At 72.2% G+C, this 20623-nt stretch carries 16 protein-coding genes; 11 read left to right on the top strand and 5 right to left on the bottom strand.

Going from position 1 to position 20623, the window contains the following annotated elements; genetic code table 11:
* The first annotated feature begins 37 nt into the window (after positions 1 to 37).
* From ACX9MN_RS25765 to ACX9MN_RS25755, 3 genes are all read left to right on the top strand, one after another.
* Positions 38 to 1012 carry an outer membrane protein gene (locus ACX9MN_RS25765; RefSeq protein ID WP_091978982.1) on the top strand — a complete coding sequence of 325 codons (975 nt, stop codon included), beginning with the start codon at positions 38 to 40 and terminating at the stop codon, positions 1010 to 1012.
* 275 nt (positions 1013 to 1287) lie between these two features.
* The gene (locus tag ACX9MN_RS25760; protein WP_489725815.1) at positions 1288 to 2232 is read left to right on the top strand and encodes an outer membrane protein; all 945 of its coding nucleotides are present in this window, start codon (positions 1288 to 1290) and stop codon (positions 2230 to 2232) included.
* 30 nt (positions 2233 to 2262) lie between these two features.
* A complete protein-coding gene (locus tag ACX9MN_RS25755) occupies positions 2263 to 2514 on the top strand; it encodes a hypothetical protein (RefSeq protein ID WP_331297560.1) in 252 nt (83 codons plus the stop codon).
* A 16-nt stretch (positions 2515 to 2530) separates the two neighbouring features.
* Here the strand turns inward: ACX9MN_RS25755 and ACX9MN_RS25750 are convergent, their stop codons facing one another.
* Positions 2531 to 3079: an HNH endonuclease gene (locus ACX9MN_RS25750; protein ID WP_020094004.1), complete on the bottom strand. Its 549-nt coding sequence runs from the start codon at positions 3077 to 3079 to the stop codon at positions 2531 to 2533.
* Positions 3080 to 3600: 521 nt separating this feature from the next.
* On the opposite strand from ACX9MN_RS25750, the gene ACX9MN_RS25745 reads away from it, so the two are divergent.
* Positions 3601 to 6303 (top strand): DUF3772 domain-containing protein, encoded by a 2703-nt coding sequence (locus ACX9MN_RS25745; RefSeq protein ID WP_489725814.1) that lies wholly within the window; start codon positions 3601 to 3603, stop codon positions 6301 to 6303.
* Here the strand turns inward: ACX9MN_RS25745 and ACX9MN_RS25740 are convergent.
* Positions 6256 to 7251: a diguanylate cyclase domain-containing protein gene (locus tag ACX9MN_RS25740; protein WP_489725813.1), complete on the bottom strand. Its 996-nt coding sequence runs from the start codon at positions 7249 to 7251 to the stop codon at positions 6256 to 6258. The two genes, ACX9MN_RS25745 and ACX9MN_RS25740, sit on opposite strands and share 48 nt — an antisense overlap.
* Before the next feature lie 279 nt (positions 7252 to 7530).
* Between ACX9MN_RS25740 and ACX9MN_RS25735 the strand changes: the two genes are divergently transcribed.
* Both ACX9MN_RS25735 and ACX9MN_RS25730 read left to right on the top strand, forming a co-directional pair.
* Positions 7531 to 8010: a CAP domain-containing protein gene (locus ACX9MN_RS25735; RefSeq protein ID WP_331297563.1), complete on the top strand. Its 480-nt coding sequence runs from the start codon at positions 7531 to 7533 to the stop codon at positions 8008 to 8010.
* Positions 8011 to 8378: 368 nt separating this feature from the next.
* A complete protein-coding gene (locus ACX9MN_RS25730; protein ID WP_489725812.1) occupies positions 8379 to 10154 on the top strand; it encodes a glucan ABC transporter ATP-binding protein/ permease in 1776 nt (591 codons plus the stop codon).
* A gap of 90 nt (positions 10155 to 10244) precedes the next feature.
* On the opposite strand, the gene ACX9MN_RS25725 is transcribed toward ACX9MN_RS25730, so the two are convergent.
* Positions 10245 to 11132, bottom strand: coding sequence for a YihY/virulence factor BrkB family protein (locus ACX9MN_RS25725; RefSeq protein ID WP_020093999.1), 888 nt, complete (start codon positions 11130 to 11132; stop codon positions 10245 to 10247).
* A 241-nt stretch (positions 11133 to 11373) separates the two neighbouring features.
* Here ACX9MN_RS25725 and ACX9MN_RS25720 point away from each other — a divergent pair, with 241 nt between their 5' ends.
* The 5 genes from ACX9MN_RS25720 to ACX9MN_RS25700 all read left to right on the top strand — a co-directional run bounded on the left by ACX9MN_RS25720 (position 11374) and on the right by ACX9MN_RS25700 (position 18837).
* Positions 11374 to 12282: a DMT family transporter gene (locus ACX9MN_RS25720; RefSeq protein ID WP_100252508.1), complete on the top strand. Its 909-nt coding sequence runs from the start codon at positions 11374 to 11376 to the stop codon at positions 12280 to 12282.
* Between the two features lie 126 nt (positions 12283 to 12408).
* On the top strand, positions 12409 to 13971 hold the full coding sequence (locus ACX9MN_RS25715) for an FAD-dependent oxidoreductase (RefSeq protein WP_489725811.1): 1563 nt from the start codon (positions 12409 to 12411) through the stop codon (positions 13969 to 13971).
* Positions 13972 to 14101: 130 nt separating this feature from the next.
* On the top strand, positions 14102 to 14308 hold the full coding sequence (locus ACX9MN_RS25710; RefSeq protein ID WP_012321270.1) for a hypothetical protein: 207 nt from the start codon (positions 14102 to 14104) through the stop codon (positions 14306 to 14308).
* Between the two features lie 232 nt (positions 14309 to 14540).
* Positions 14541 to 16223: an acyl-CoA dehydrogenase family protein gene (locus tag ACX9MN_RS25705; protein WP_489725810.1), complete on the top strand. Its 1683-nt coding sequence runs from the start codon at positions 14541 to 14543 to the stop codon at positions 16221 to 16223.
* Positions 16224 to 16317: 94 nt separating this feature from the next.
* Complete coding sequence (locus ACX9MN_RS25700) at positions 16318 to 18837, top strand: putative bifunctional diguanylate cyclase/phosphodiesterase (RefSeq protein WP_489725809.1); 2520 nt, start codon at positions 16318 to 16320, stop codon at positions 18835 to 18837.
* A gap of 21 nt (positions 18838 to 18858) precedes the next feature.
* Here the strand turns inward: ACX9MN_RS25700 and ACX9MN_RS25695 are convergent, their stop codons facing one another.
* The gene (locus tag ACX9MN_RS25695) at positions 18859 to 19035 is read right to left on the bottom strand and encodes a hypothetical protein (RefSeq protein WP_165923182.1); all 177 of its coding nucleotides are present in this window, start codon (positions 19033 to 19035) and stop codon (positions 18859 to 18861) included.
* A gap of 211 nt (positions 19036 to 19246) precedes the next feature.
* Entirely contained in the window at positions 19247 to 20512 is a 1266-nt protein-coding gene (locus ACX9MN_RS25690; protein ID WP_489725808.1) for a glycosyltransferase family 4 protein, read from the bottom strand.
* Positions 20513 to 20623 lie beyond the last annotated feature (111 nt).

The raw sequence follows: 20623 nt of genomic DNA, 5'->3' as shown, positions 1-20623 counted from the left end.
CGCGCGTCCGGCTCACGAGTCCAGTGAAGGAATCCTCATGGCCCGCTCCAAGCTGAACGCTTTGGTGCGTAGCCTGACGCTCGCGGCGAGCGTCGGTGCGCCCTGCCTCGCCGCGGCCGCGGATCTGATGCTCCCACCGCCCCCGCCCCCGCCGCCCCCGCCGATCGAGGTCGGCGGCGGCTGGTACCTGCGCGGCGACGTGGGCGCGAGCATCTACACCCGTCCGCGCTACAGCGACGCCTACGACTACACCGGCTACGCCGAGTCCAACCGCGCCTTCGGCAACGCGGTCGGCGGCGGCGGTTTCGCGGGCGTCGGCGTCGGCTACCAGTTCACCCCGTTCCTGCGCGGCGACATCACCGGTGAGTACCGCTACTCCACCGGCCTGCGCGGCAGCGAGTACTACAAGGGTCCGGATTTCGACAACGGGCTCGGCTCGTACGGCGTGAACAAGTCGAGCGGCAACTTCGACTCCGCGGTGGTGCTGGCCAACGCCTATTTCGACCTCGGCACGTGGTACGGCATCACGCCGTTCATCGGCGGCGGCGTCGGCTACGCGTTCAACCACGTCTCGAGCTACTCGACCAACCAGCAGTTCACCAGCCCGACCTACGCGTACGATTACACCAATGCCGGCTGCGGCTGCATCCCGTACGCCCCGGTCTACGACCCGAACGGCAATCCGGTCTACAACACCAACAGCGGCAGCAAGTTCTACAAGGACAAGACCAGCGGCAGCTTCGCCTGGGCGCTCCACGCCGGTCTCGCCTACAACGTGACCGACGCGCTGAAGATCGAACTCGCCTACCGCTACCTGAACCTCGGCAAGGCCGAGACCGGCCCGGGCTTCGTCCCGTGCTGCACCGGCAGCCTGCAGGCGATCAAGATCAAGGACATCGAGGCGCACGACGTGAAGATCGGCCTGCGCTACTACCTCGGCGGCTTCGTGGCGGCCCCGCTGCCGCCCTTGATGCCGGAGCCCATCCCCGGCCCGCTGGTGCGCAAGTACTGATCGCGCCTCGACCGCGATCCCCTTGACGGACGACGACGGCGCGGAGGGTCTCCGCGCCGTCTCGCGTTTCGGCGCCCCGTCGCGACAGGTCCGGTTCTCGGCCTGTCCTCAGCCCGTCCTTGCCCGACCCAATAACCGCCACGACGTCCCGGGACTGGCATCCCCGGATCGGGACTGACCTATCGCAGTCGAGCAACGGAGAATTAAGGTTACCGGTGTATCACCGTGTCGAGGCTCGATCCGCCGTCCGTCTCTTCCGTCCCAGGACGATCCCGATGCGTACCGTCACTTTCCCGCTGCTGGCGGTTCTCGGTCTCTGCGGCGTGAACACCGCGCGCGCCGCGGATCTGGATTACGATTACCTGCGCGGCGCGGATTACGACCCGGTCCCGGCCCCGGTGGTCGACTGGAGCGGCGTGTATGTCGGCGGCCACGGCGGCTTCACGTCGGGCGGCCTGTCGCAGCGCAACGCGATGCAGTCCACGCTGGCGAATTACTTCGGCTATCGCGACATCGAGACTGAATTCAGCGTCTCTAAAATTCTGTCATTGCCGGGCACGCGAACCCACGGGGCGAGCTTCGGTGCCTTCGCCGGATACAACGTGCAATTCGACGATATCGTCCTCGGCATCGAGGCCGACTACACGCACACGGATCAGAGAAGCTGGTCGACCAACCGCATCGGTCGTAACGTGACGACCGCCGGAGGTGTCTCCGAAGACGTGAATCTGTCCGGAACCTCGAACACGCGGATCGAGGATTACGGTACCATCCGGGGCCGGGCCGGCTACGCGTTCGGCAATCTGCTCCCCTACGTCACCGCCGGCGCCGCGATCGGCCGCGTGACTATCAACGACACCGTGGCGGTTCAGAATTACGGCTACAGCGCCACCACCTACGCGGCGAACCAGGCCCTGACCACTGGGCAGCCCGTGGCCGTCTACAATCACGGCTACGCGAGCTTCAATCCGAACTTCCCGCTCAACAACTCGACGCCGACCGGGCAGGGCGTCCAGACCGTCCCGTACGCGCCGACGACGCTGACCGCGAATGCCCGGACCAAGACCATCGGCGGCGTCGCCCTCGGCTTCGGCCTGGAATACGCTATCACGCCGAACATCCTGGTGCGCGGCGAGTACCAGTACGTGCGGTTCCAGGACTTCAACGGTCACAAGGCGGAGCTGAATACCGTCCGCGGCGGTGCGGCCCTCAAGTTCTGATCATTCCCCCGCGCCGGCCGGATCCTGACAATGACTGACCGTCCCTCGAGGCTGTGGCCCCTGGCGTCGCGCACCGCGTTGCTCGCTGGTCTCGTGCTCGCCCACGGACCGGCCTTCGCGGAGCGCCGCGGGGCGCATCACCCGACGCGCCGGATCGTCCGGGTGAGGCCGGTGCCGGCCGTTCCCGCCGTCCCCCCGCCCGTGCTGGTGCGGGGCTACCTGCCGCGCAACCACAACGTCCCGATGTACAACGAGCCGCCCCGCCGCGAGCCGGCCTGGTGAGGCCTCCGCTCAGCTGTCAGCTCTCCAGCTCGCTGTCCCAGTACAGGTAGTCGAGCCAGGTGTGATGGTACTGACGGTGGTCGAACTCGGGCTGCCGGTGGTGCAGCTCGTAGCGCGTCGGCCGCCGCGGCTCGGTCATCAGCGGCATGTCCGCCTCGTCCGGCGTGCGGTTGGCCTTGCGCAGGTTGCAGGGCGAGCAGGCCGCCACGACGTTCTCCCAGCTCGACAGGCCGCCCCGGGAGCGCGGCACCACGTGGTCGAAGGTCAGGCCGCCCGAGGGCAGCCGCAGGCCGCAATACTGGCAGCTGAAACCGTCGCGCAGGTAGATGTTGTAGCGGGTGAAGGCCGGGCTGCGGGCCAGCGCCACGTAGTTCTTCAGCGCCACGACGCTCGGCACCCGCAGGGCGCGCGAGGGCGAGCGCGCCTCGACGTCGTAGCTCGCCACCAGGGTGACGCGGTCGAGGAACAGGGCCGTGAAGGCGTCCTTCCACGACCAGAGGGAGAGCGGATTGTACGAGAGCGGCCGATAATCCGCGTTGAGGACGAGGGTTTGGAGATCCATCATCGGCGCGACTCTTCGGACTAGCTCTGGCGCGTGGGACGCGCGGGACCATGCCGCCGCCCCGCCGGCCCGTCCGAACCGGCCCGGGGCCGATACAGGACGGGCCGGCGCGCGGAGCGACGGCTTGACGGGAGAGACGGAGGGAACAACAGGGCGGCGGGCCGGCGCGCGGGGGCGCCGGTCGATGCGGTAGCATCCGGAACGCGGCCGGGCCGGGCCGGTATCGCCACCGGCCGCGCCCTTTCGCGTAGCAACGAAAAGGCCCTGTCCATCAGGTGTTCATCTAATCCCAGCGTGACACCCTTGTGAAGCTTTTCCGGATGAGCCCCGGGGACGCACCCACAGCGGGCTCGCGGGGGTGGGACCCGGCGCGGGATCCGGCCCGGGGTGGGCAGCGGCACGGTTTCGCCCTATTGCTCGCCCAGAGCGCCCGGCCGCCAGGAGGCCCGCCCGGTCCCCGATCGCCGCCGATTCGCCGATGCCGGACTCCGGCCGGCCGCCGCGCGCCCGACGAGAGGTTGCTCATGCATCGTATCCCAGCGCGGACCCGGAAGCCGGAGGGCGCGCCGCGCCCGTCCCGCGCACTCGCCCTGCTCGCCGCGCTGGTGTTCGCAACCCCGGCGGCCCTGACCCTGCCGGCCTTCGCCCAGGATCCGGCGCCCGCCGCCAAGTCTTCCGATCAGAAGCCCGCTGATCACAAGTCCGCCGACACCAAGGCCGCGCCCGACGCCAAGCCCGCGGACGGCAGGGCGCCCGACGCGAAGGCGCCCGACGCGAAGCCCGCGCCCCCGCCGGCCGCCAAGGCCGAGGTTCCCGAGCAGTTCAAGAAGGTCCGAGCCAAGCTCGACGCCGCCAAGACCGAGCTCGACGCCCGCGAGAAGCAGCTCGGCCACACGGAGCTGACGGTGGCCGACCTCACCGCCATCCGCGACAGCGCCGTGACGGTCACCGACGAGATCCGCACCCTGGTCACCCGGCTCGACGCGCCGCTGGAGGCCGCGCGCGAGCGCCTGGCTCAGCTCGGGCCGAAACCCAAGGATACCCAGGAGAGCGCCGACGTCGCCGCCGAGCGCGCCGAGCGCGAGGCCGCCGTCACCCGCATCGACGAGACCCAGCGCCTCGCCCGCTCCCTGGTGGTGCAGGGCGACCAGATCGTCGACCGTGTCTCGAATCGCCGCCGCGAATCGTTCACCCGCGACCTGCTCCAGCGCTCCCAGCCGCTGGTCGGCCCCGGTCTCTGGACCAAGGTGATGGGCGACGTCCCCAGGGACACGCGCGCCCTGCAGAGCGCCGTGTCGGATATCGGGCTGCTGTTTTCCCGCAACGGCAACCTCGCCAACCTGCTGTTCCTGGGGCTCGCCTTCGGGATCTCGGTGGCGCTGTATTTCGGCCGGCGCAACATCGCCCCCAAGGGCGCCCGCCGGGATGCCACCAAGACCGACCCGTCGCGGCGCGCCGTGATGCTCGCCGCCTGGCGGGTGATCCTGCTCGGCACGGTGCCGGCGGTGGCCGGATCCTACGCGGTCTACTACGCCCTCGATTCCACCAACCTGCTGCCGTCCCGGCTCCTGCCGGTCGCCGCCGCGATCCTCGGAGGGCTGGCCTTCATCGCCTTCGTGGAGGCCCTGTGCGACGGGCTGCTCAGCCCCGAGAAGCCGGCCTGGCGGCCCGCCCCGGTGAGCGACGCGGCGGCCACGCGCCTGACCCGGCTCGCCGTCGGCATCGCCACGGTGATCACCGTGGTGAAGTCCGTCGAGGCCCTGAATTCCGGGATCTCGGCGGCCCTGCCGATCTCCATCGCCACGCGGGGCATCGGGGCGGTCGCCACCGCGCTGATCCTCGCGGTCGGCCTCCACCGCTTCGCCGACACCGAGCAGGAGGAGGAGGCCTGCTTCGGCCCCTACGTGCCGACCAAGACCACGACGGGCATCGGCGGACCGGCGCGGCTCCTGGGCTGGGCCGCGGTGGCGCTGATCGGGCTCGGCGCGCTGGTGGGCTACGTGGCCTTCGCGGCCTTCCTGATCGACCAGCTGATCTGGGACGCGGCCGTCCTCGTGCTGCTCTACCTGCTGGTCCAGAGCGTCGATATCTTCGTCGGCCGCGCCCTCAGCGACGAGACGCGGCTCGCCACCACGCTCCAGGCCAATACCGGCCTGCGCAAGCGCTCGCTCAACCAGATCTCGGTCCTGACGACCGGCGCGACCCGGCTCATCCTGTTCCTGGCGGCGGCGGTCCTCGTGCTGGCGCCCTGGGGGCTCGATTCCACCGACATCGTCTCGTCGGTCCGGCAGGCCTTCTTCGGCTTCAAGGTCGGCGACGTCACGATCTCGCTCTCGAGCATCGCCTTCGGGATCGGCATCCTGGTGGTCGGCGTGTTCATCACCCGCGGGGTGCAGCGCTGGCTGGAGAACACCTACCTGCCGGCCACCGACCTCGACGCGGGCCTGCGCAACTCGATCACCACGGTGGCGGGCTATTGCGGCTTCCTGATCGCGCTGGCGCTCGCCTTCTCGTATCTCGGCCTGAGCCTGGAGAAGCTCACCATCGTGGCCGGCGCCCTGTCGGTCGGTATCGGTTTCGGCCTCCAGTCGATCGTCAACAATTTCGTCTCCGGCCTGCTGCTCCTGTGGGAGCGCCCGATCCGGGTCGGCGACCAGGTGGTGATCGGCGATTCCGAGGGCATCGTGAAGCGGATCTCGGTGCGCTCCACCGAGATCCAGACCTTCGACCGCTCGGCCGTGATCGTGCCGAACTCGAACCTGATTTCCGGGGTGGTGAAGAACCGGGTGCGGGGCGACCGGACCGGGCGCGTCAGCATCACGGTCAGCGTCCTGCGCAACCAGGACCCGGTGCGCGCCGCCGAGATGATCACGGCCTGCGCGCAGAGCCACTCCGACATCCTGAAGGAGCCCCCGCCCCGGGTGGTGTTCAAGAAGATCGGCGACCCGTTCCTGGAATTCGAGCTGCTCGTCTGGATCGTGGACGTGAGCCTCGGCCAGAAGGTGGTGACCGACCTGAACTTCTCGGTGTTCGCGACCCTCTCGGAGGCGGGCTTCATCCCGCCGCTCGGGCCCGGCTCCAGCATCGTCACCGTGCAGGGCCTCGACACGATGCAGAGCGCCATGGGCGAGATCGCCAGCCGCTTCATCCAGCCGGCCGCGGTTCCCGAAGGCGGCGAATCAGCCCGCCCCCAGCGCGACCGCGGGCTGCGCAGCGCCGGTGCCTGACCGGCCGCCGCCGAGGGCGATCCGGACGGCGTTCCCGCCCGCGTCCTTGGCGGCGTAGAGCGCCGCGTCCGCCCGGTCGAACAGCCGGGCGCGGCCCCCGCGCCCGCTGGACATCCCCGCGGCGTCTCCCACCGCGATCCCCACGGAGGCGCCGATCTGCAACTCCCGGCCGCGATATGGGATCGGCCGGCTCAGGGCGGCGACGACGCGCCGGCCGCGCTCCACCAGCGCGAGCGGGTCGACGGGCGCCCGCAGAAGCACGGCGAACTCGTCGCCGCCGATGCGGGCCACGAGGGCCGCGTCCCGGCAGACGGCGGCGAGCCGCGCGGCCGAGCGCCGGAGGCACAGGTCGCCGGCCGCGTGGCCGTGGACGTCGTTGACCGGCTTGAACCCGTCGAGGTCGATCAGCAGCAGGGCGGCGAGGGGATCCGGACCGGCGCCGTCCGTCCCGGCCTCGAACCGCGCTTCGAATCCGCGGCGGTTCGCCAGCCCGGTGAGCGGGTCGCGCTCGGCGCGCCGGCTCAGCTCGGCCAGCCGGGCGATCTCCTCCGTCACGTCCTGCTTGGTTCCGAACAGGCGGGCGGGGCGCCCGTCCTCGGCCTCGACCGCGGCGCGGATCCGGATCCAGCGCCGCCGGCCCCCGGCCTGGATCTCGGCGTCGAGCACGAAGGCGCCGCTCCCGGCGATCGCCCGGTGCCGGAGCGCCTCCAGCAGGCGCCGCGAGGTCGGCTCGTAGAGGTCCAGGATCCGAGGCCGATGCAGCGCTGCGCCACGGGGGACGCCGAACAGGTCGTGGACGCCCCTGGACCAGTCGAGGGCGCCGTCGCGCAGGCGGCAGGACCAGAGGCCCATCCCGGCGGCCGCCAGGGCACGCTCCTGCCGCGCCAGCAGGCCGGCCTGCTGGCGGAGGATCGTCCGCTGGAGGGCGCGCGCGGCCGCGGCCTCCAACGCCGCCTCAGACGCTGCCGACGGGTCCGCGCACCCGCCGACGGGTCGGTCGCGGGGTGGATCCACCGGGGTCAGGGAACGCGCGGTCGTCATCGGTGTGCAATTTTAGACGGAGGGCCTTTGAGGAAGCCCTAACTGTCCGATGCGCGGCCGAGCGGCAGCCCCTATATGGCGGCTGGGCGGTGGGGCCGTCGCAGGGATGAGTGAAACGTGACGAGACGCGATCGGGACGGTCGACATGCGGGGCGCGGGCTCGCCCGGATCAGGACCGGGGCCCGGATGGTCGGTCCGGCCGCGCTGGCGGCGGCGCTTCTCGGCGGCTGCGCCGCCCAGCCGCCGAGCAGCGCCGGGCTGCCGAGCATCTACCTGCCGCTCGCCAGCAACAGCGCGCATGTCGACGTCGAGGCGGCCCGCGACATGATCTCGTCCTACCGCCGCAACCGCGGCGCGCCGCCGCTGACGGTCGATCCCGAACTGCAGCGCCTCGCCGAGGCCGAGGCGGCCGCCATGGCGCTCGCCGACCGGCCGAGCCGGGCCCAGACCGTCAAGGCCGCCGTCGAGCGGCTCGGCTACGCGAGCGTCAACGCCAACCTCTCGGCGGGCTACCACACCCTGGCCGAGGCCTTCTCGGGCTGGCGCGAGAGCCCGCCCCACGACGCCACCATGCTGGCGCCCGGGGCGACCCGGATGGGGATCGCCACTGCCTACGCCCCGGGCTCGAAGTACAAGGTCTACTGGGCGCTGCTCACCGCGAAGTAGCGGCACCCCGCCGGTCGGCCGGCATGGAGGGGGCCTCGCCGGCGGGAGGCGAATCGGTCATCCGGACAGCCGGACGCCGCCGATCATGAACGCCGCGTCGACGCCGCCGAGCCGTCGGGCACCGCCCGCGCGCCCCGGGCGCGGCGGCTCCGCGCTAAGCTTCGGGAAACTTTGCTGAAGCAACCGTAAAGGCGACTGTTTCGAACCTGTATCGGCCCGTCATCGCCCGTTCAGGCAGGCGCTGGCATACCCGTTTCGTACGAGGGGTTTGACGCGGATCCGGCACGCATGCCGGCCGCGCGGACCTCCTCGGTGAAGGCGTGAGACCCGGGTCACACGGGCCGCGCCAGGGGTGGCGGAGCGGTACGATGGTTCGTCTGTACGGGCGGGTCCTGGGATTTCTGAAGGCGGAGCGGCGGCTGGCGATAGGCCTGGCCGTCACCAACGTGGTCCTGGCGATCGCGGCCTTCGCCGAGCCCCTGCTGATGGGCCGGATCATCGACCAGCTGACCCATCTCAAGCGCGGCGGCGACGCCATGGGCACGATGCTGCCCCTGCTCGCCGCCTGGGTGGCGTTCGGCTTCTTCACCATCGCGGCGGGCGTGTTCATCGCGCTCCACTCCGACCGGCTCGCGCACCGCAACCGGCTGTCGTCGATGGCGAGCTACTTCGAGCACGTCCTCGACCTGCCGCTCGCCTTCCACTCGGCCAACCATTCCGGCCGCGTCCTGAAGGCGATGCTGGAGGGCACGAACGGCATGGCGTGGCTGTGGCTCGGCTTCTTCCGCGATCACCTCGTCGCCCTGGTCTCGCTCGGCGTGCTCCTGCCGATGACCCTGTTCATCAACTGGCAGCTCGGCGCGATCCTGGTGGTGCTGGTGCTGGCCTTCACGGCGCTCACCACCTTCGTGATGCGCCGGACCGAGGCGCTCCAGGGCCAGGTCGAGGAATTCAACTCGGGGCTGGCCGCCCACGCCTCGGACGCCCTCGGCAACGTCGCGGTGATCCAGTCCTTCACCCGCGCCAAGGCCGAGAAGGAGGCGATGCGCGGCATCATCACCAACCTGCTCGCCGCTCAGATCCCGGTCCTGTCCTGGTGGGCGCTCGCCAACGTGGCGACCCGCGCCTCCGCGACCATCACCATGACGGCGATCTTCGTCACCGGCATCTGGCTCTACCAGGCCGGCACCACCACGGTGGGCGAGGTCGTGGCCTTCATGAGCCTCGCCACCGCCTTCGTGGCCCGGCTCGACCACGTGGTCGGCTTCGTCAACGGCCTGTTCCAGCAGGCGCCGAAGATCGCCGAGTTCTTCGAGATCTACGACACCGTCCCGGCGGTGGCCGACCGGCCGCACGCCCGGCAGGTCGCCCGCTTCGAGGGCGCGGTCAGCTTCGAGGACGTCGCCTTCTCGTACGACGGAAGGCGCCAGGCGCTCGACGGGGTCTCGTTCACCGCCAAGCCCGGCGAGACGATCGCGCTGGTCGGGACCACCGGCTCGGGCAAGTCGACGACGCTCGGCCTCCTGCACCGCAGCTTCGACCCGGCCTCCGGCGCGATCCGGATCGACGGCATGGACATCCGCGACGTCGGCCTCGCCTCGCTGCGCCACAACATCGGCGTGGTGTTCCAGGAGCCCATGCTGTTCGCCCGCTCGATCCGCGAGAACCTGCAGGTCGGCTGCCCCGACGCCACCGACGCCGAGATGCTCGACGCGCTGGAGCGCGCCCAGGCCAGCGCCTTCATGGCGCGCCAGGCCGACGGGCTCGACACGGTGATCGGCGAGCGCGGCCGGTCGCTCTCGGGCGGCGAGCGCCAGCGGCTGTCGATCGCCCGGGCCCTCCTGAAGAACCCGCCGATCCTGATCCTCGACGAGGCGACCTCGGCGCTGGACGCCGCCACCGAGCGCAAGCTCCAGGGCGCCTTGGAGACCGTGATGGAGGGGCGGACCACCTTCGTCATCGCCCACCGCCTCGCGACGATCCGCGACGCCGACCGCATCCTGGTGTTCCACGAGGGCCGGATCGTCGAGGCCGGCACCTTCGACGACCTGGTCGCGCAGGACGGCAGGTTCGCCGAGCTCGCCCGGGCGCAGTTCATGGCGGCCCAGGCGGAGGAAGACGAGGGGCTGGCGCTGGCGGCGTGAGGCGCCGCCGGGCGCACCGCGTCGTCGGGTCCGGGCGCGAACCCCTCTCCCGCGCGGGAGACGGTGGGGTGCGACCGGGACGCTCCGGGATCAGGCGCCCGGTCCCGGGGCGCCCGTCCCGGACCTGCGGCCCTCCATCTCGGCCCGGCGCGCCAGCATCTTCGCCTGCAGGCGGGCGCGGCGGGCGGCGATCACCGTGCCGTTGATCTCGCCGCCGAACAGGAACATGGCGGCGAGCCAGTAGAGGAAGACCAGGAACACCATCGCGGTGGCCAGCCCCCCGTAGGTCGACGCGTAGGCGTTGGAGAATCGGTCGAGGTAGTAGCCGAAGCCGAGGCCGGCGAAGAACCACAGGAGCAGCGTCACCCCGATCCCCGGCAGCACCGACAGGATCGAGCGCCGCCCGGCCGCGACGAACTTGTGGGCGATGACCAGCACGACGGCGAGCAGCAGGGCCGTGACGCCGATCCGCCCGATCGCCACCGTGAGGCTCAGGGGCTCCAGGCCCGGCGCCACCAGGACGACGTTGCGCCAGATCAGCGGCCCCAGCACCACGAGCAGCGCGAAGGCCAGCATCGCGAAGGCGCCGCAGATCACGTAGCCGATCGATTCGAGGCGGGTCAGCCACCAGGGCCGGCTCTCGCGCAGGCCGTAGGCCCGGTTCAACCCGACCCGCAGGCTCTCGACGCCCGAGGAGGAGAAGTACAGGGCGAACAGCGCGCCGAGCGTCAGCACGCCGCTGCGCTGCTCGGTGAGCACCCGGTGCACCTCGCCGACGATCGGCTTGGCGATCTCCCGCGGCCACGCGTCGAAGATCAGCACCCCGGCCTCGTCGGCCAGCGACTGGGTGCCGAACAGGCCGGCGAGCGCCGCCAGCAGGATCAGGAACGGGAACAGCGAGGTCAGGCTGGAGAGGGCGATGTGGCTCGCGATCGCCCAGCCGTCATGGGAGACGAAGCGCTGCGCGGCGACGCCCATGACCTGTAATCCGCTGCGGAGGGGTTTCACGGGTGTCCAACGATCCTCGATCGCGCGATCCTCGGGGCGGCCCTCTCCGGGAGAGGTCCGCCGATGAACGGCGCCGGCACCCGCGCGTCAACGCCGCCGGCGCGCTCCGGTCCCGATCGGCGGCCGGTGACGCGTCCGCGCCACGCCGCCGGCCGGTCGGGACCGCGCCCCGCCCGGGCGGCGAGATCACCGTTGCGCCGGGCGCGCCGGCATGCTCCGTCCGGCGGCCATGCCTACGCTCTCCCGTCCGTCGACGCTCGCGTCCGGCGCTCTCCCGGCGCTGTTCATCCCGATCTGGGCCACGGGCTTCATCTCGGCCCGGGCGGTCGTGCCGCACGTCGATCCGCTGGCCTTCACCGCAATCCGCTTCACGGCCGTCGCCCTGGTGCTGGCCCTGATCGCCGCGGCCGCCCGGGTGCGCTGGCCGGCGGACCGGGCGGGGTGGCGCGACCCGGTCGTCGCGGGCTTCCTGATGCAGGGCGTCTACCTGTCGGGCGTCTTCTGGGCGGTGAGCCACGGGCTGCCGGCCGGCATCGCGGCGCTCGTCGGCAGCCTCCAGCCGCTGCTCACCGCGCTCCTGGCGCAGCCGCTGCTGGGCGAGCGCGTCAGCGGCCGGCGGGCGCTCGGGATCCTCATGGGCTTTGTCGGCACCGGCCTCGTGCTCGCCCCGAAGCTCGGCGCCACGGACCCGTCCGGGATCCCGCCGGCGGCGCTGGCCGTCAGCCTCCTGGGGGTGCTGGCGCTGACCCTCGGCACGCTCTGGCAGAAGCGCACCGGCGGCCAGGTCGATCTCCTGGCCGGCGCGACCCTCCAGTTCGTCGGCGGCATGGCCTGCGCCATCCCGCTGGCGCTCGCCTTCGGCGGCGGCGCGTTCGATCCGGCGCCGGCCCTGTGGCTCGGCCTCGGCTGGGCGGTCCTGGTCAACTCGGTCGCCGGGATCCTGCTGCTGCTGGTGCTGATCCGGCGGGGCGCGGTGGCGGGCGTCGCCGCCCTGTTCTTCCTCGTGCCGCCGGTCGCGGCCGTCCTCGGCTACCTGCTGTTCGGCGAGGTGCTGACCCCCGTGCAGGGCGCCGGCATGGCGCTTGCCGCCCTCGGCGTGGCGGTGGCGAGCCGCGGCTGAGATGGCCGCGGGCGGTCGCCGCCGAGGCCGCGACCCCTGCGACGGAAGGCGCGGAAACCCTTCGCGCCCTCGCGGTTTGGTGCGCGCGGGCCGGATCGGCCCGGGCCGGCAGCGCGCGAGGCGAGGATGAACCAGGACAAGCCCCGCGAGATCCGCCTCGCCCTCGACGCGATCCCTCTCGGCGGCAAGGCCGAGGGCAAGGGCGAGGGGGCCGCGGGCGACGACGCGGTGCTGTTCGTGCGCGACGCCGACGGGGTGCGCGCCTTCCAGGCGAAGTGCCCGCATCTCGGCGCGCCGCTGGCCAAGGGCGAGATCTGCGGCGGCCGGCTCTACTGCCCCTGGCACAAGGCGGCCTTCGCGGTCGCCGACGGCGGCGTGGAGGAGCCGCCGGCGCTGGAGGCGCTGACTCGCTATCCCGTCCGGATCGAGGGCGGCGAGGCGGTGGCGACGCTGACGCCCGAGCCGGCCCCGAGGCGAGAGGCCGAGACCCCGGTCGGGACGGTCCTGATCGTCGGCACCGGTGCGGCCGCCGCCGCCTGCGTCACCACGCTCCGGCGCGAGGGCTTCGCGGGGGCGATCACCCTGGTCGGCCGCGAGGGCCACCCGCCCTACGACCGGACGAAGCTGTCCAAGCAGTTCCTGGCCAAGCCCACCCCGGCCGAGAAGACCCTGCTGGAGCCGGATTTCGCCGCCGCCCACCGGGTCGAGCGGGTCGAGGCCGAGGCGACCCGGATCGACCCGGCCGGCCGCAGCGTCGCGCTGGCGGACGGGCGCACACTCACCGGCGACGCGCTGCTGATCGCCACCGGCAGCCGCGCCGTGGTGCCGGACTTTGAGGGAAGGGATCTCGACGGCGTCATGACCCTGCGCAGCCTCGACGACGCGGTGCGCCTCAGCGCCGCGGCGGAACGGGCGACGCGCGTGGTGGTGATCGGCGCGGGCTTCATCGGCCTGGAGGCCGCGGCCTTCCTGACCAAGCGCGGCCTGTCGGTGACGGTCCTGTCCCGGGAGGAGGTCCCCTTCGCCAAGCGCTTCGGCGAGGCCGTGGGCGCGGCGCTGAAGCGCTACCACGCCGGCAACGGCGTGACCTTCGTGACCGGCACGGTCGCGCGGATCGCCGGCACCGGCTCCGTCGAGGCCGTCGAGACCGAGGACGGCGCGCGGCTTCCGGCCGACCTCGTGCTGATCGGCGCCGGCGCCGCGCCGGAGACCGGGATCGTCGCCGGGGTGGAGCCGGACGAGTCCGGCGGCCTCCCGGTCGGCGCCGACCTGAAGCTCGCCGACAACGTCTGGGTCGCGGGCGACATCGCGGCCTTCCCGGAGCGCGGCAGCGGCGTCACGGCGCGGATCGAGCACTGGCGGCTGGCGCAGCAGCACGGCACGCACGTCGCCCGGGCGATGCTCGGCGCCACCGGCGCCTTCGCGGGGGCGCCGTTCTTCTGGAGCAACCAGGGCGACAAGCGCCTGGATTACGGCGGCTACGCGCCGGATTTCGAGCGGATCATCCTGCAGGGCGACCCGGCGGCGCTCGACTTCATCGCCTACTACGTCCGCGACAACCGCGCGGTGGCCGCCTGCAGCATCGGCCGCAACCCCGCCTTCACGGCGTTCCTCCACCTGCTGGGCGAGGGCCGCGTGCCCGCCCCCGACCGGATCGAGGCCGGTGCGGATCTCGCCGGGCTGGTGTGACGGCGCGGCGAGCTCGGCGCGACATCGGCGCCACGTCGGGGCGGCCGGACCGAGGGAACAAGGTCGGGCGGTCCATCTTTCGGTAGACGCCGCCCGCCGTCTCGTGAGCCGGGCCCGCACGGGAGGCCCCATGAACCAGATCATCGTCGTCGCCCTCATCTGCGCCGCCTCCGTCCAGGCCCCGGACTGCTCGCGCGAGACCGCTATCGACGTGGTGACGGGCCCGGCCCACACGCTCCAGGAATGCCTCGTCCAGGGTCCGGTCCTGGCGGCCAATGCCGGCTTCAAGGGCGAGGACGGGTCCTACCTGAAGACTCGGTGCGAGCAGAGGCGCTGAGCCGGGGCCGTCCGGCGAGCAGGTTTCGGTAGGCTGAAGGCACGATCATCAGTGTCCGGAGCGTCGCGCGTCGCCGCGCCGGTCAGGCCTTGACTTCGCAGGGCTGCGCGCCGGCCCGCCAGCCCCGGTATTCAACTTCAGTTCAAGGCGAGACAAACGAAATCTGCTTCGGCTCCGGACCGCGGCAGGTTAAAAGACCCGATCCAAGAAGACGCCACGCGAGCAGAGAACCATGTCCGCATCCCCCGCCATCCAGACCGAGCCGCAGGATCTCGTGGCCCTCACCAAGGCCGCCGGTGAGAGCGCGAAGGCGCTGGCCGCCGAGGCCACGCGCCGGGTCCGCACGCGGATCCTCGGGACGGACGGGCGGATCGACGCGGCCAAGCTCGAGGGCCAGCAGCACGCCGCCCACGGGCTCGCGTGGCTCGCGACCTACGCGGAGGCGGTGAACGAGCTCGGCGGCTACGCCGAGCGCCTGCAAGGGGAGGGCCGGTTCGGCGAGACCGAGGCGCTCCTCGTCCGGATCGGCGCCGGCGAGTATCTCGACCAGCTGTTCTCCGGCATCCCGATGAGCCAGGGCGAGATGGTCCGCGTCATCGGGTCGCTCGGCCTCTCCGCCAAGGAGGTGGCCCCGTACCGCACGGACGCGGTCGAGACTCTGATCGCCGAGGGCAACACCCCCGAGAACCGCGCCGCCCTGGTGGCGCTGATGCGCGACGGCGGCGGCTCGGCGACCGTCGGCGCCTCGGGCCTCGACGAGGACATGGAGGCGATCCGCTCCGAGATGCGCCGCTTCGGCAAGGCCGAGGTGGTCGATCAGGCGCACGAGTGGCACCTGAAGAACGCCTACATCCCGATGGAGATCGTGCAGAAGATGGCCGAACTCGGCGTCTTCGGCCTGACGATCCCCGAGGAGTACGGCGGCATGGGCCTGCCGAAGACCGCCATGTGCGTGGTCTCGGAGGAGCTGTCCCGCGCCTATATCGGCGTCGGCTCGCTGGGCACCCGCTCGGAGATCGCCGCGGAGCTGATCCTGTGCGGCGGCACCGAGGAGCAGAAGCAGCGCTTCCTGCCGAAGATCGCCTCCGGCGACATCCTGCCCACCGCCGTCTTCACCGAGCCGAACACCGGTTCCGACCTCGCGAGCCTGCGCACCCGCGCGGTGAAGGAGGGCGACGTCTGGAAGATCACCGGCAACAAGACCTGGATCACCCACCCGGTCCGCGCCGACATCATGACGGTGCTGGTGCGCACCAAGCCCGAGGAGAAGGGCCACAAGGGCCTCTCCATGCTGATCGCCGAGAAGCCCCGCGGCACGGATGAGGATCCCTTCCCGGTCCAGGGCCTGTCGGGCGGCGAGATCGAGGTGCTCGGCTACCGCGGCATGAAGGAGTACGAGCTCGCCTTCGAGGGCTTCGAGGTGCCGGGCGGCAACCTGCTCGGCGAGGTCGAGGGCAAGGGCTTCGCCCAGCTGATGCAGACCTTCGAGTCGGCCCGCATCCAGACCGCGGCCCGCGCCATCGGCGTCGCCCAGTCGGCGCTCGACGTCGGCCTGCGCTACGCCGAGGAGCGGGTCCAGTTCGGCAAGGCGCTGGTGAACTTCCCGCGGGTGGCCGACAAGCTCGCCATGATGGCGGTGGAGATCAACATCGCCCGCCAGCTCACCTACTTCTCGGCCCGCGAGAAGGACGAGGGCAAGCGCTGCGACCTGGAGGCCGGGATGGCGAAGCTGCTCGGCGCCCGCGTCGCCTGGGCGGCGGCCGACAACGCCCTCCAGATCCACGGCGGCAACGGCTTCGCGCTCGAGTACCCGGTGAGCCGGATCCTGTGCGACGCGCGCATCCTCTCGATCTTCGAGGGCGCTGCGGAGATCCAGGCGCAGGTGATCGCCCGCCGGCTGCTCGAGTCTGCCTGAAATCCTGGCTAGAACTGGGGAATAGTACGTATCATGGGATTATAAGTCGGCATATGAACCCGGCTTAAACGAAGTCCCTGCTTCCTGGCGCCCGGTGAACAACTGGGGCGGCTCGGTGAGCGCGCAGCACGACGACGGACAGACGGGCAAGAACCTCCTCCGGCACTGGCAGGATTGCCGGACGCCGGGGGCGCCGATCCCGTCCTACGAGGCCGTCGTGCTCGGGAGCCTCGGCCGCCTCGCCGACCGGGCTGCCCTGGTGACGACCCGCGACGGGCGGGCCGCCCGGATCCTCTGGGCGGGCCAGGTCTTCGGCGCCTGGCTCGCGCAGGGTGCCGAAGGCGCGGAGGGCCCGTTGTCCGGGATCGTCCCGGCCGAGATCATCCCGACGGAGACCCTCCCAGTCGACGCGCTCCCGATCGAGCTGCGCGAGCCCGTCGACGAGATGGTCGCGGCCGCCCTCACGTCCGGCCAGCCCGCCTACGCCCGGTGCGATCGCCTCGCTGCCGGGGTGGTGACGTCGACCCGCCTCGTCGGCGTGCCCCTGGGCAACCGCTGGGGCGAGCCGTTCGTGCTGGTCGGGTTCGACGGGGCGAGCGTCCGGACCGAGCTGGTCCAGGCGATGTTCACCGCCACCGACCAGGGCATCCTGGCCCTCAGCACGGTCCGGGACGCGGCCGGCCGGCCGGTCGATTTCAAGATCGTCGCCCTCAACCGCGGGGCCGAGCGCCTGCTGGAGCGCCCCGCCGCCGCCCTTCAGTGGCAGCGCGTGGGCCAGCTCTTCCCGGGGGCCGTCACCGCGCGGACGATCGCGACGCTCGCCGCCATGGTCGAGCGGGGCGGGCGCGCGGCCTTCGAGCTGAGCCGTCCCCGCTCAGACGGCGGCACGCTCTACCTCAAGGTCGAGGCGGGCTGCGTCGGCGATCTCGTCTCGGTCACGATGACGGATGTCGGCGACATCAAGGCCCGGGAGGCCTCGTTCCGGCTCCTGTTCGAGAACAACCCGGTGCCGATGTGGGTCGTGGCCGACGCGCGCGACCGGTTCCTGGCGGTCAACGACGCGGCCATCGCCCATTACGGCTACAGCCGCGAGCAGTTCCTGGAGCGGGCGCCGGCCGATCTCGCCATGGCCGCCGACGCGGCGCCGGCACCCGGCCTGCCGCCCACCGGCACCCTCCACCGCCGCGCCGACGGCTCCGCGATCGAGGTGTCCCTGTTCCAGCGGGCGATGCCGTTCGAGGGGCGGCAGGCGGTGCTCGAGGCCGCCATCGACATGACCGAGCGGCGCCGGGCCGAGGCCCGCATCGCCCACATGGCCCATCACGACGCACTCACCGGGCTGCCGAACCGCGTGCTGTTCCGGGACCGCCTCGCCGAGGCGATCGCCCGCCACGCCCGGGACGGCGAGGCGGCGGTGCTGCTCTGCCTCGACCTCGACAAGTTCAAGATCGTCAACGACACGCTGGGCCACCCGGTCGGCGACGCGCTGCTGCGCGAGGCGGCCGAGCGGATCGCCGGCTGCCTGCGCGAGGACGACCTCGTGGCCCGGCTCGGCGGCGACGAGTTCGCCATCCTGGTGCGCGGGCCGGACCTCCCGGCGCTGGCCGACGGGCTGGTCGCGCGGGTGATCGCCGAGCTCGGCCGCCCCTTCCGGCTGGACGGCCAGGATTGCCACATCGGCACCAGCATCGGCGTCGCCTGCCTGCCCCGGGACGGCACTGATCCCGAGACGCTGATGAAGAATGCCGACCTCGCCCTCTACCGGGCGAAGGCCGAGGGCGGCGGCACCTTCCGGTGCTTCGAGCCGGAGATGGATGCCTGGGTGCAGGCGCGGCGGCGGCGCGAGAACGAGCTGCGCGAGGCTTTCGCCCGCGGCCAGTTCTCGCTGGTCTACCAGCCGCTGATGGATGCCCGCGCCGGTCGGATCCTCGCCTTCGAGGCGCTGCTGCGCTGGCACCACCCGGAGCACGGCCCGGTCTCTCCGGCCGAGTTCGTGCCGCTCGCCGAGGAGACCGGCCTGATCGTGCCGATCGGCGCCTGGGTGATGCAGACCGCCTTCGCCGAGGCGGCGACCTGGCCGGAGGCGATCCGGCTCGCCGTGAACCTCTCCCCGATCCAGTTCCGCAACCGCGACTTGGTCGAGACCGTGCGCGGGGCGCTCGCCGCCGCGGGGCTCGACCCGCGGCGCCTCGAGCTGGAGATCACCGAATCGGTCCTGCTCGTCGACAGCGCCGCCAACCTCGCGACGCTGCACGCGCTGCGGGCCATGGGCATCCGGATCGCGATGGACGATTTCGGCACCGGCTATTCCAGCCTCGGCTACCTGCGCAGCTTCCCGTTCGACAAGATCAAGCTCGACCGCTCCTTCGTGAGCCAGGTCGGCGAGAACACCCACTGCACGGCGATCGTGCGCGCGGTGGCGAGCCTGGGCACCAGCCTCGGCATCGCCACCACCGCCGAGGGCGTCGAGACCGCCGAGCAGCTCGCGATGCTCCGCGCCGAGGGCTACGACGAGGTGCAGGGCTTCCTGTTCAGCCGCGCGGTCCCGGGCCCCGAGGCCCGCCGCCTGATCGAGCGCGCGCGGGAGGCGGTCCCGGACGACCGGGCGGCCTGATCCGCCCGGCCCGCGCGGGACCTACTTGGTGACCTTCACCGAGACCGGGTCGCTCGACGGGAAGGTCTCCTCCAGGGCGTCGTCCAGGCGCTCATTCAGCTTCTCCTGCTTGTTGTCGGGGTTCTTGGCGTCGCCCGGCTTGGCGCTGCCCTGCTGGAAGCCCGGCTTGGTCTCGTTCGGCTTGTGGGTCTCGGCCATGTCGCTCGCTCGTCCGTGACGGAGGCACGCAAGGGTGCCGGTGGGCATCAACGCGAGGGAGGGCGGGTGTTTCCGATCTTTCGGGCCTGATCGGTGCGCCCCGTCATCGCGCGCGCAGCGGAGCGACGCAGAACCGCGCCGCGTGCCGAGGCGACCCGCTGCCCTGGATTGCTCCGCCGCGCTCGCGAGGACGTGCGCACCGGAATCGTCCTCAGGCGGTCGCCAGCGGCCGCCCGAGCGGGCCGTGGGCCGGCACGCGGGCCGCGGCCTCGCGCAGGACCGTCCCGTAGACGGCCTCGAGACGGTCGAGATGGGTGTCCAGGGTCAGGGGCGCGGCCCAGTAGCGCTCGTGCGCGGCCCGGCCCATCCGGGCGGCGAGGCCGTCGTCGGTCAGGCGGCGCAGGTGCGCGGCGAGGTCGTCCGGGTCGCCCGAGCGGAACCAGAATCCGGTCTCGCCGTCGGCCACGGCCTCGCGGCCCGCGCAGGCGTCGCTCACGATCACCGGCGCGCCGCAGGCCAGCGCCTCGTAGACGGTGAGCGGCTGGCCCTCGTACCAGACGCTCGGGAAGACCAGCGCCCGGGCCCGCCGCATCAGCGCCTGCACGGCCGCGGCGTCGCGCCAGCCGAGCATCACCGCCTCGGGATAGCGCGCGGCGAGGTCGGCCCGTTCGGGGCCGTCGCCCACGAAGGCCGCCCGCACGCCCGCCCGGCGGGCCGCCTCGGCGAAGATCGGCGCGCCCTTCTCGGTGGAGATCCGCCCGACGAACAAGAAGTCGCCCGGCGGCCCGTCGTGGACCGGCGCCGGCGCCACCGCGATGGGGTTGTCGACCCGGTGGAAGGCGGTGCCGCGGGGCAGGAGCGGCCGCACGACGCTCTCCTGCAGGTCGCTGATCGTGATGACGTGGGCGAACAGCTCCGGCAGCCGGGCCACGTGGGCGAGGCCGGCGTGGCGGACCATCCGGGCCACCTTGCGCGGGTAGCTGCGCGCGTCGCAGTTCGCCACGATGCAGGCGGGCGACATCGGGGTGCGGTGGCAGATCCGCTGCGCCGGGTAGGCGTAGAAGCCGCCGGTAGGGCAGACGAGGAAGAACTCGTGCATCGTGTAGAGGCAGGGCAGCCCCGAGGCCCGGAGCGCGGTGCCGATCGACGGCGACAGCGCCTTGGCGAAGGCGTGGACGTGGACCAGCGTGTCGCGGGGATCGCAGGCGGCGAGTTCCGCCGCCAGGGCGCGGCAGGCCGGCCCGTTCCAGATCGCCTGGGCCGCGAAGGCGAGCTTGCTGCGCGCCGTGGTGACGTCGTCCTGGTCCAGGCAGACCACCCGGACGCCGGCCGGATCGAGCCGCGGGTCCACCGGGCCGACCGCGGCGAACAGGCTGACGCGGACCCCCCGGGCGGCGAGCCCCAGGGCGGATTCGATGGCGACCTTGGCCTGGCCGCCGTTGATCGCGGCGTGGTCTGCGACGAGGACGACGTGCACGTCAGGACTTCCGCCGCTGCGATCCGGGACCGACAGCTGTATCCGGCCGCGGTTGATCGCCCGTAAACCGGTCTGCCCCATCCTCCCGGCGCGCGAGAGCGATCGATCCCC

It is taken from the genome of Methylobacterium sp. 1A (assembly GCF_058072805.1).
The sequence above is the reverse complement of the archived record's forward strand: the minus strand, read 5'-3'. Positions and strand labels throughout refer to the sequence as shown.

Coding starts and splice junctions, on each gene's coding strand:
- ACX9MN_RS25765 (WP_091978982.1), top strand. CDS start 38: ATGGCCCGCTCCAAGCTGAACGCTTTGGTGCGTAGCCTGACGCTCGCG.
- ACX9MN_RS25760 (WP_489725815.1), top strand. CDS start 1,288: ATGCGTACCGTCACTTTCCCGCTGCTGGCGGTTCTCGGTCTCTGCGGC.
- ACX9MN_RS25755 (WP_331297560.1), top strand. CDS start 2,263: ATGACTGACCGTCCCTCGAGGCTGTGGCCCCTGGCGTCGCGCACCGCG.
- ACX9MN_RS25750 (WP_020094004.1), bottom strand. CDS start 3,079: ATGATGGATCTCCAAACCCTCGTCCTCAACGCGGATTATCGGCCGCTC.
- ACX9MN_RS25745 (WP_489725814.1), top strand. CDS start 3,601: ATGCATCGTATCCCAGCGCGGACCCGGAAGCCGGAGGGCGCGCCGCGC.
- ACX9MN_RS25735 (WP_331297563.1), top strand. CDS start 7,531: ATGGTCGGTCCGGCCGCGCTGGCGGCGGCGCTTCTCGGCGGCTGCGCC.
- ACX9MN_RS25730 (WP_489725812.1), top strand. CDS start 8,379: ATGGTTCGTCTGTACGGGCGGGTCCTGGGATTTCTGAAGGCGGAGCGG.
- ACX9MN_RS25725 (WP_020093999.1), bottom strand. CDS start 11,132: ATGGGCGTCGCCGCGCAGCGCTTCGTCTCCCATGACGGCTGGGCGATC.
- ACX9MN_RS25720 (WP_100252508.1), top strand. CDS start 11,374: ATGCTCCGTCCGGCGGCCATGCCTACGCTCTCCCGTCCGTCGACGCTC.
- ACX9MN_RS25715 (WP_489725811.1), top strand. CDS start 12,409: ATGAACCAGGACAAGCCCCGCGAGATCCGCCTCGCCCTCGACGCGATC.
- ACX9MN_RS25710 (WP_012321270.1), top strand. CDS start 14,102: ATGAACCAGATCATCGTCGTCGCCCTCATCTGCGCCGCCTCCGTCCAG.
- ACX9MN_RS25705 (WP_489725810.1), top strand. CDS start 14,541: ATGTCCGCATCCCCCGCCATCCAGACCGAGCCGCAGGATCTCGTGGCC.
- ACX9MN_RS25695 (WP_165923182.1), bottom strand. CDS start 19,035: ATGGCCGAGACCCACAAGCCGAACGAGACCAAGCCGGGCTTCCAGCAG.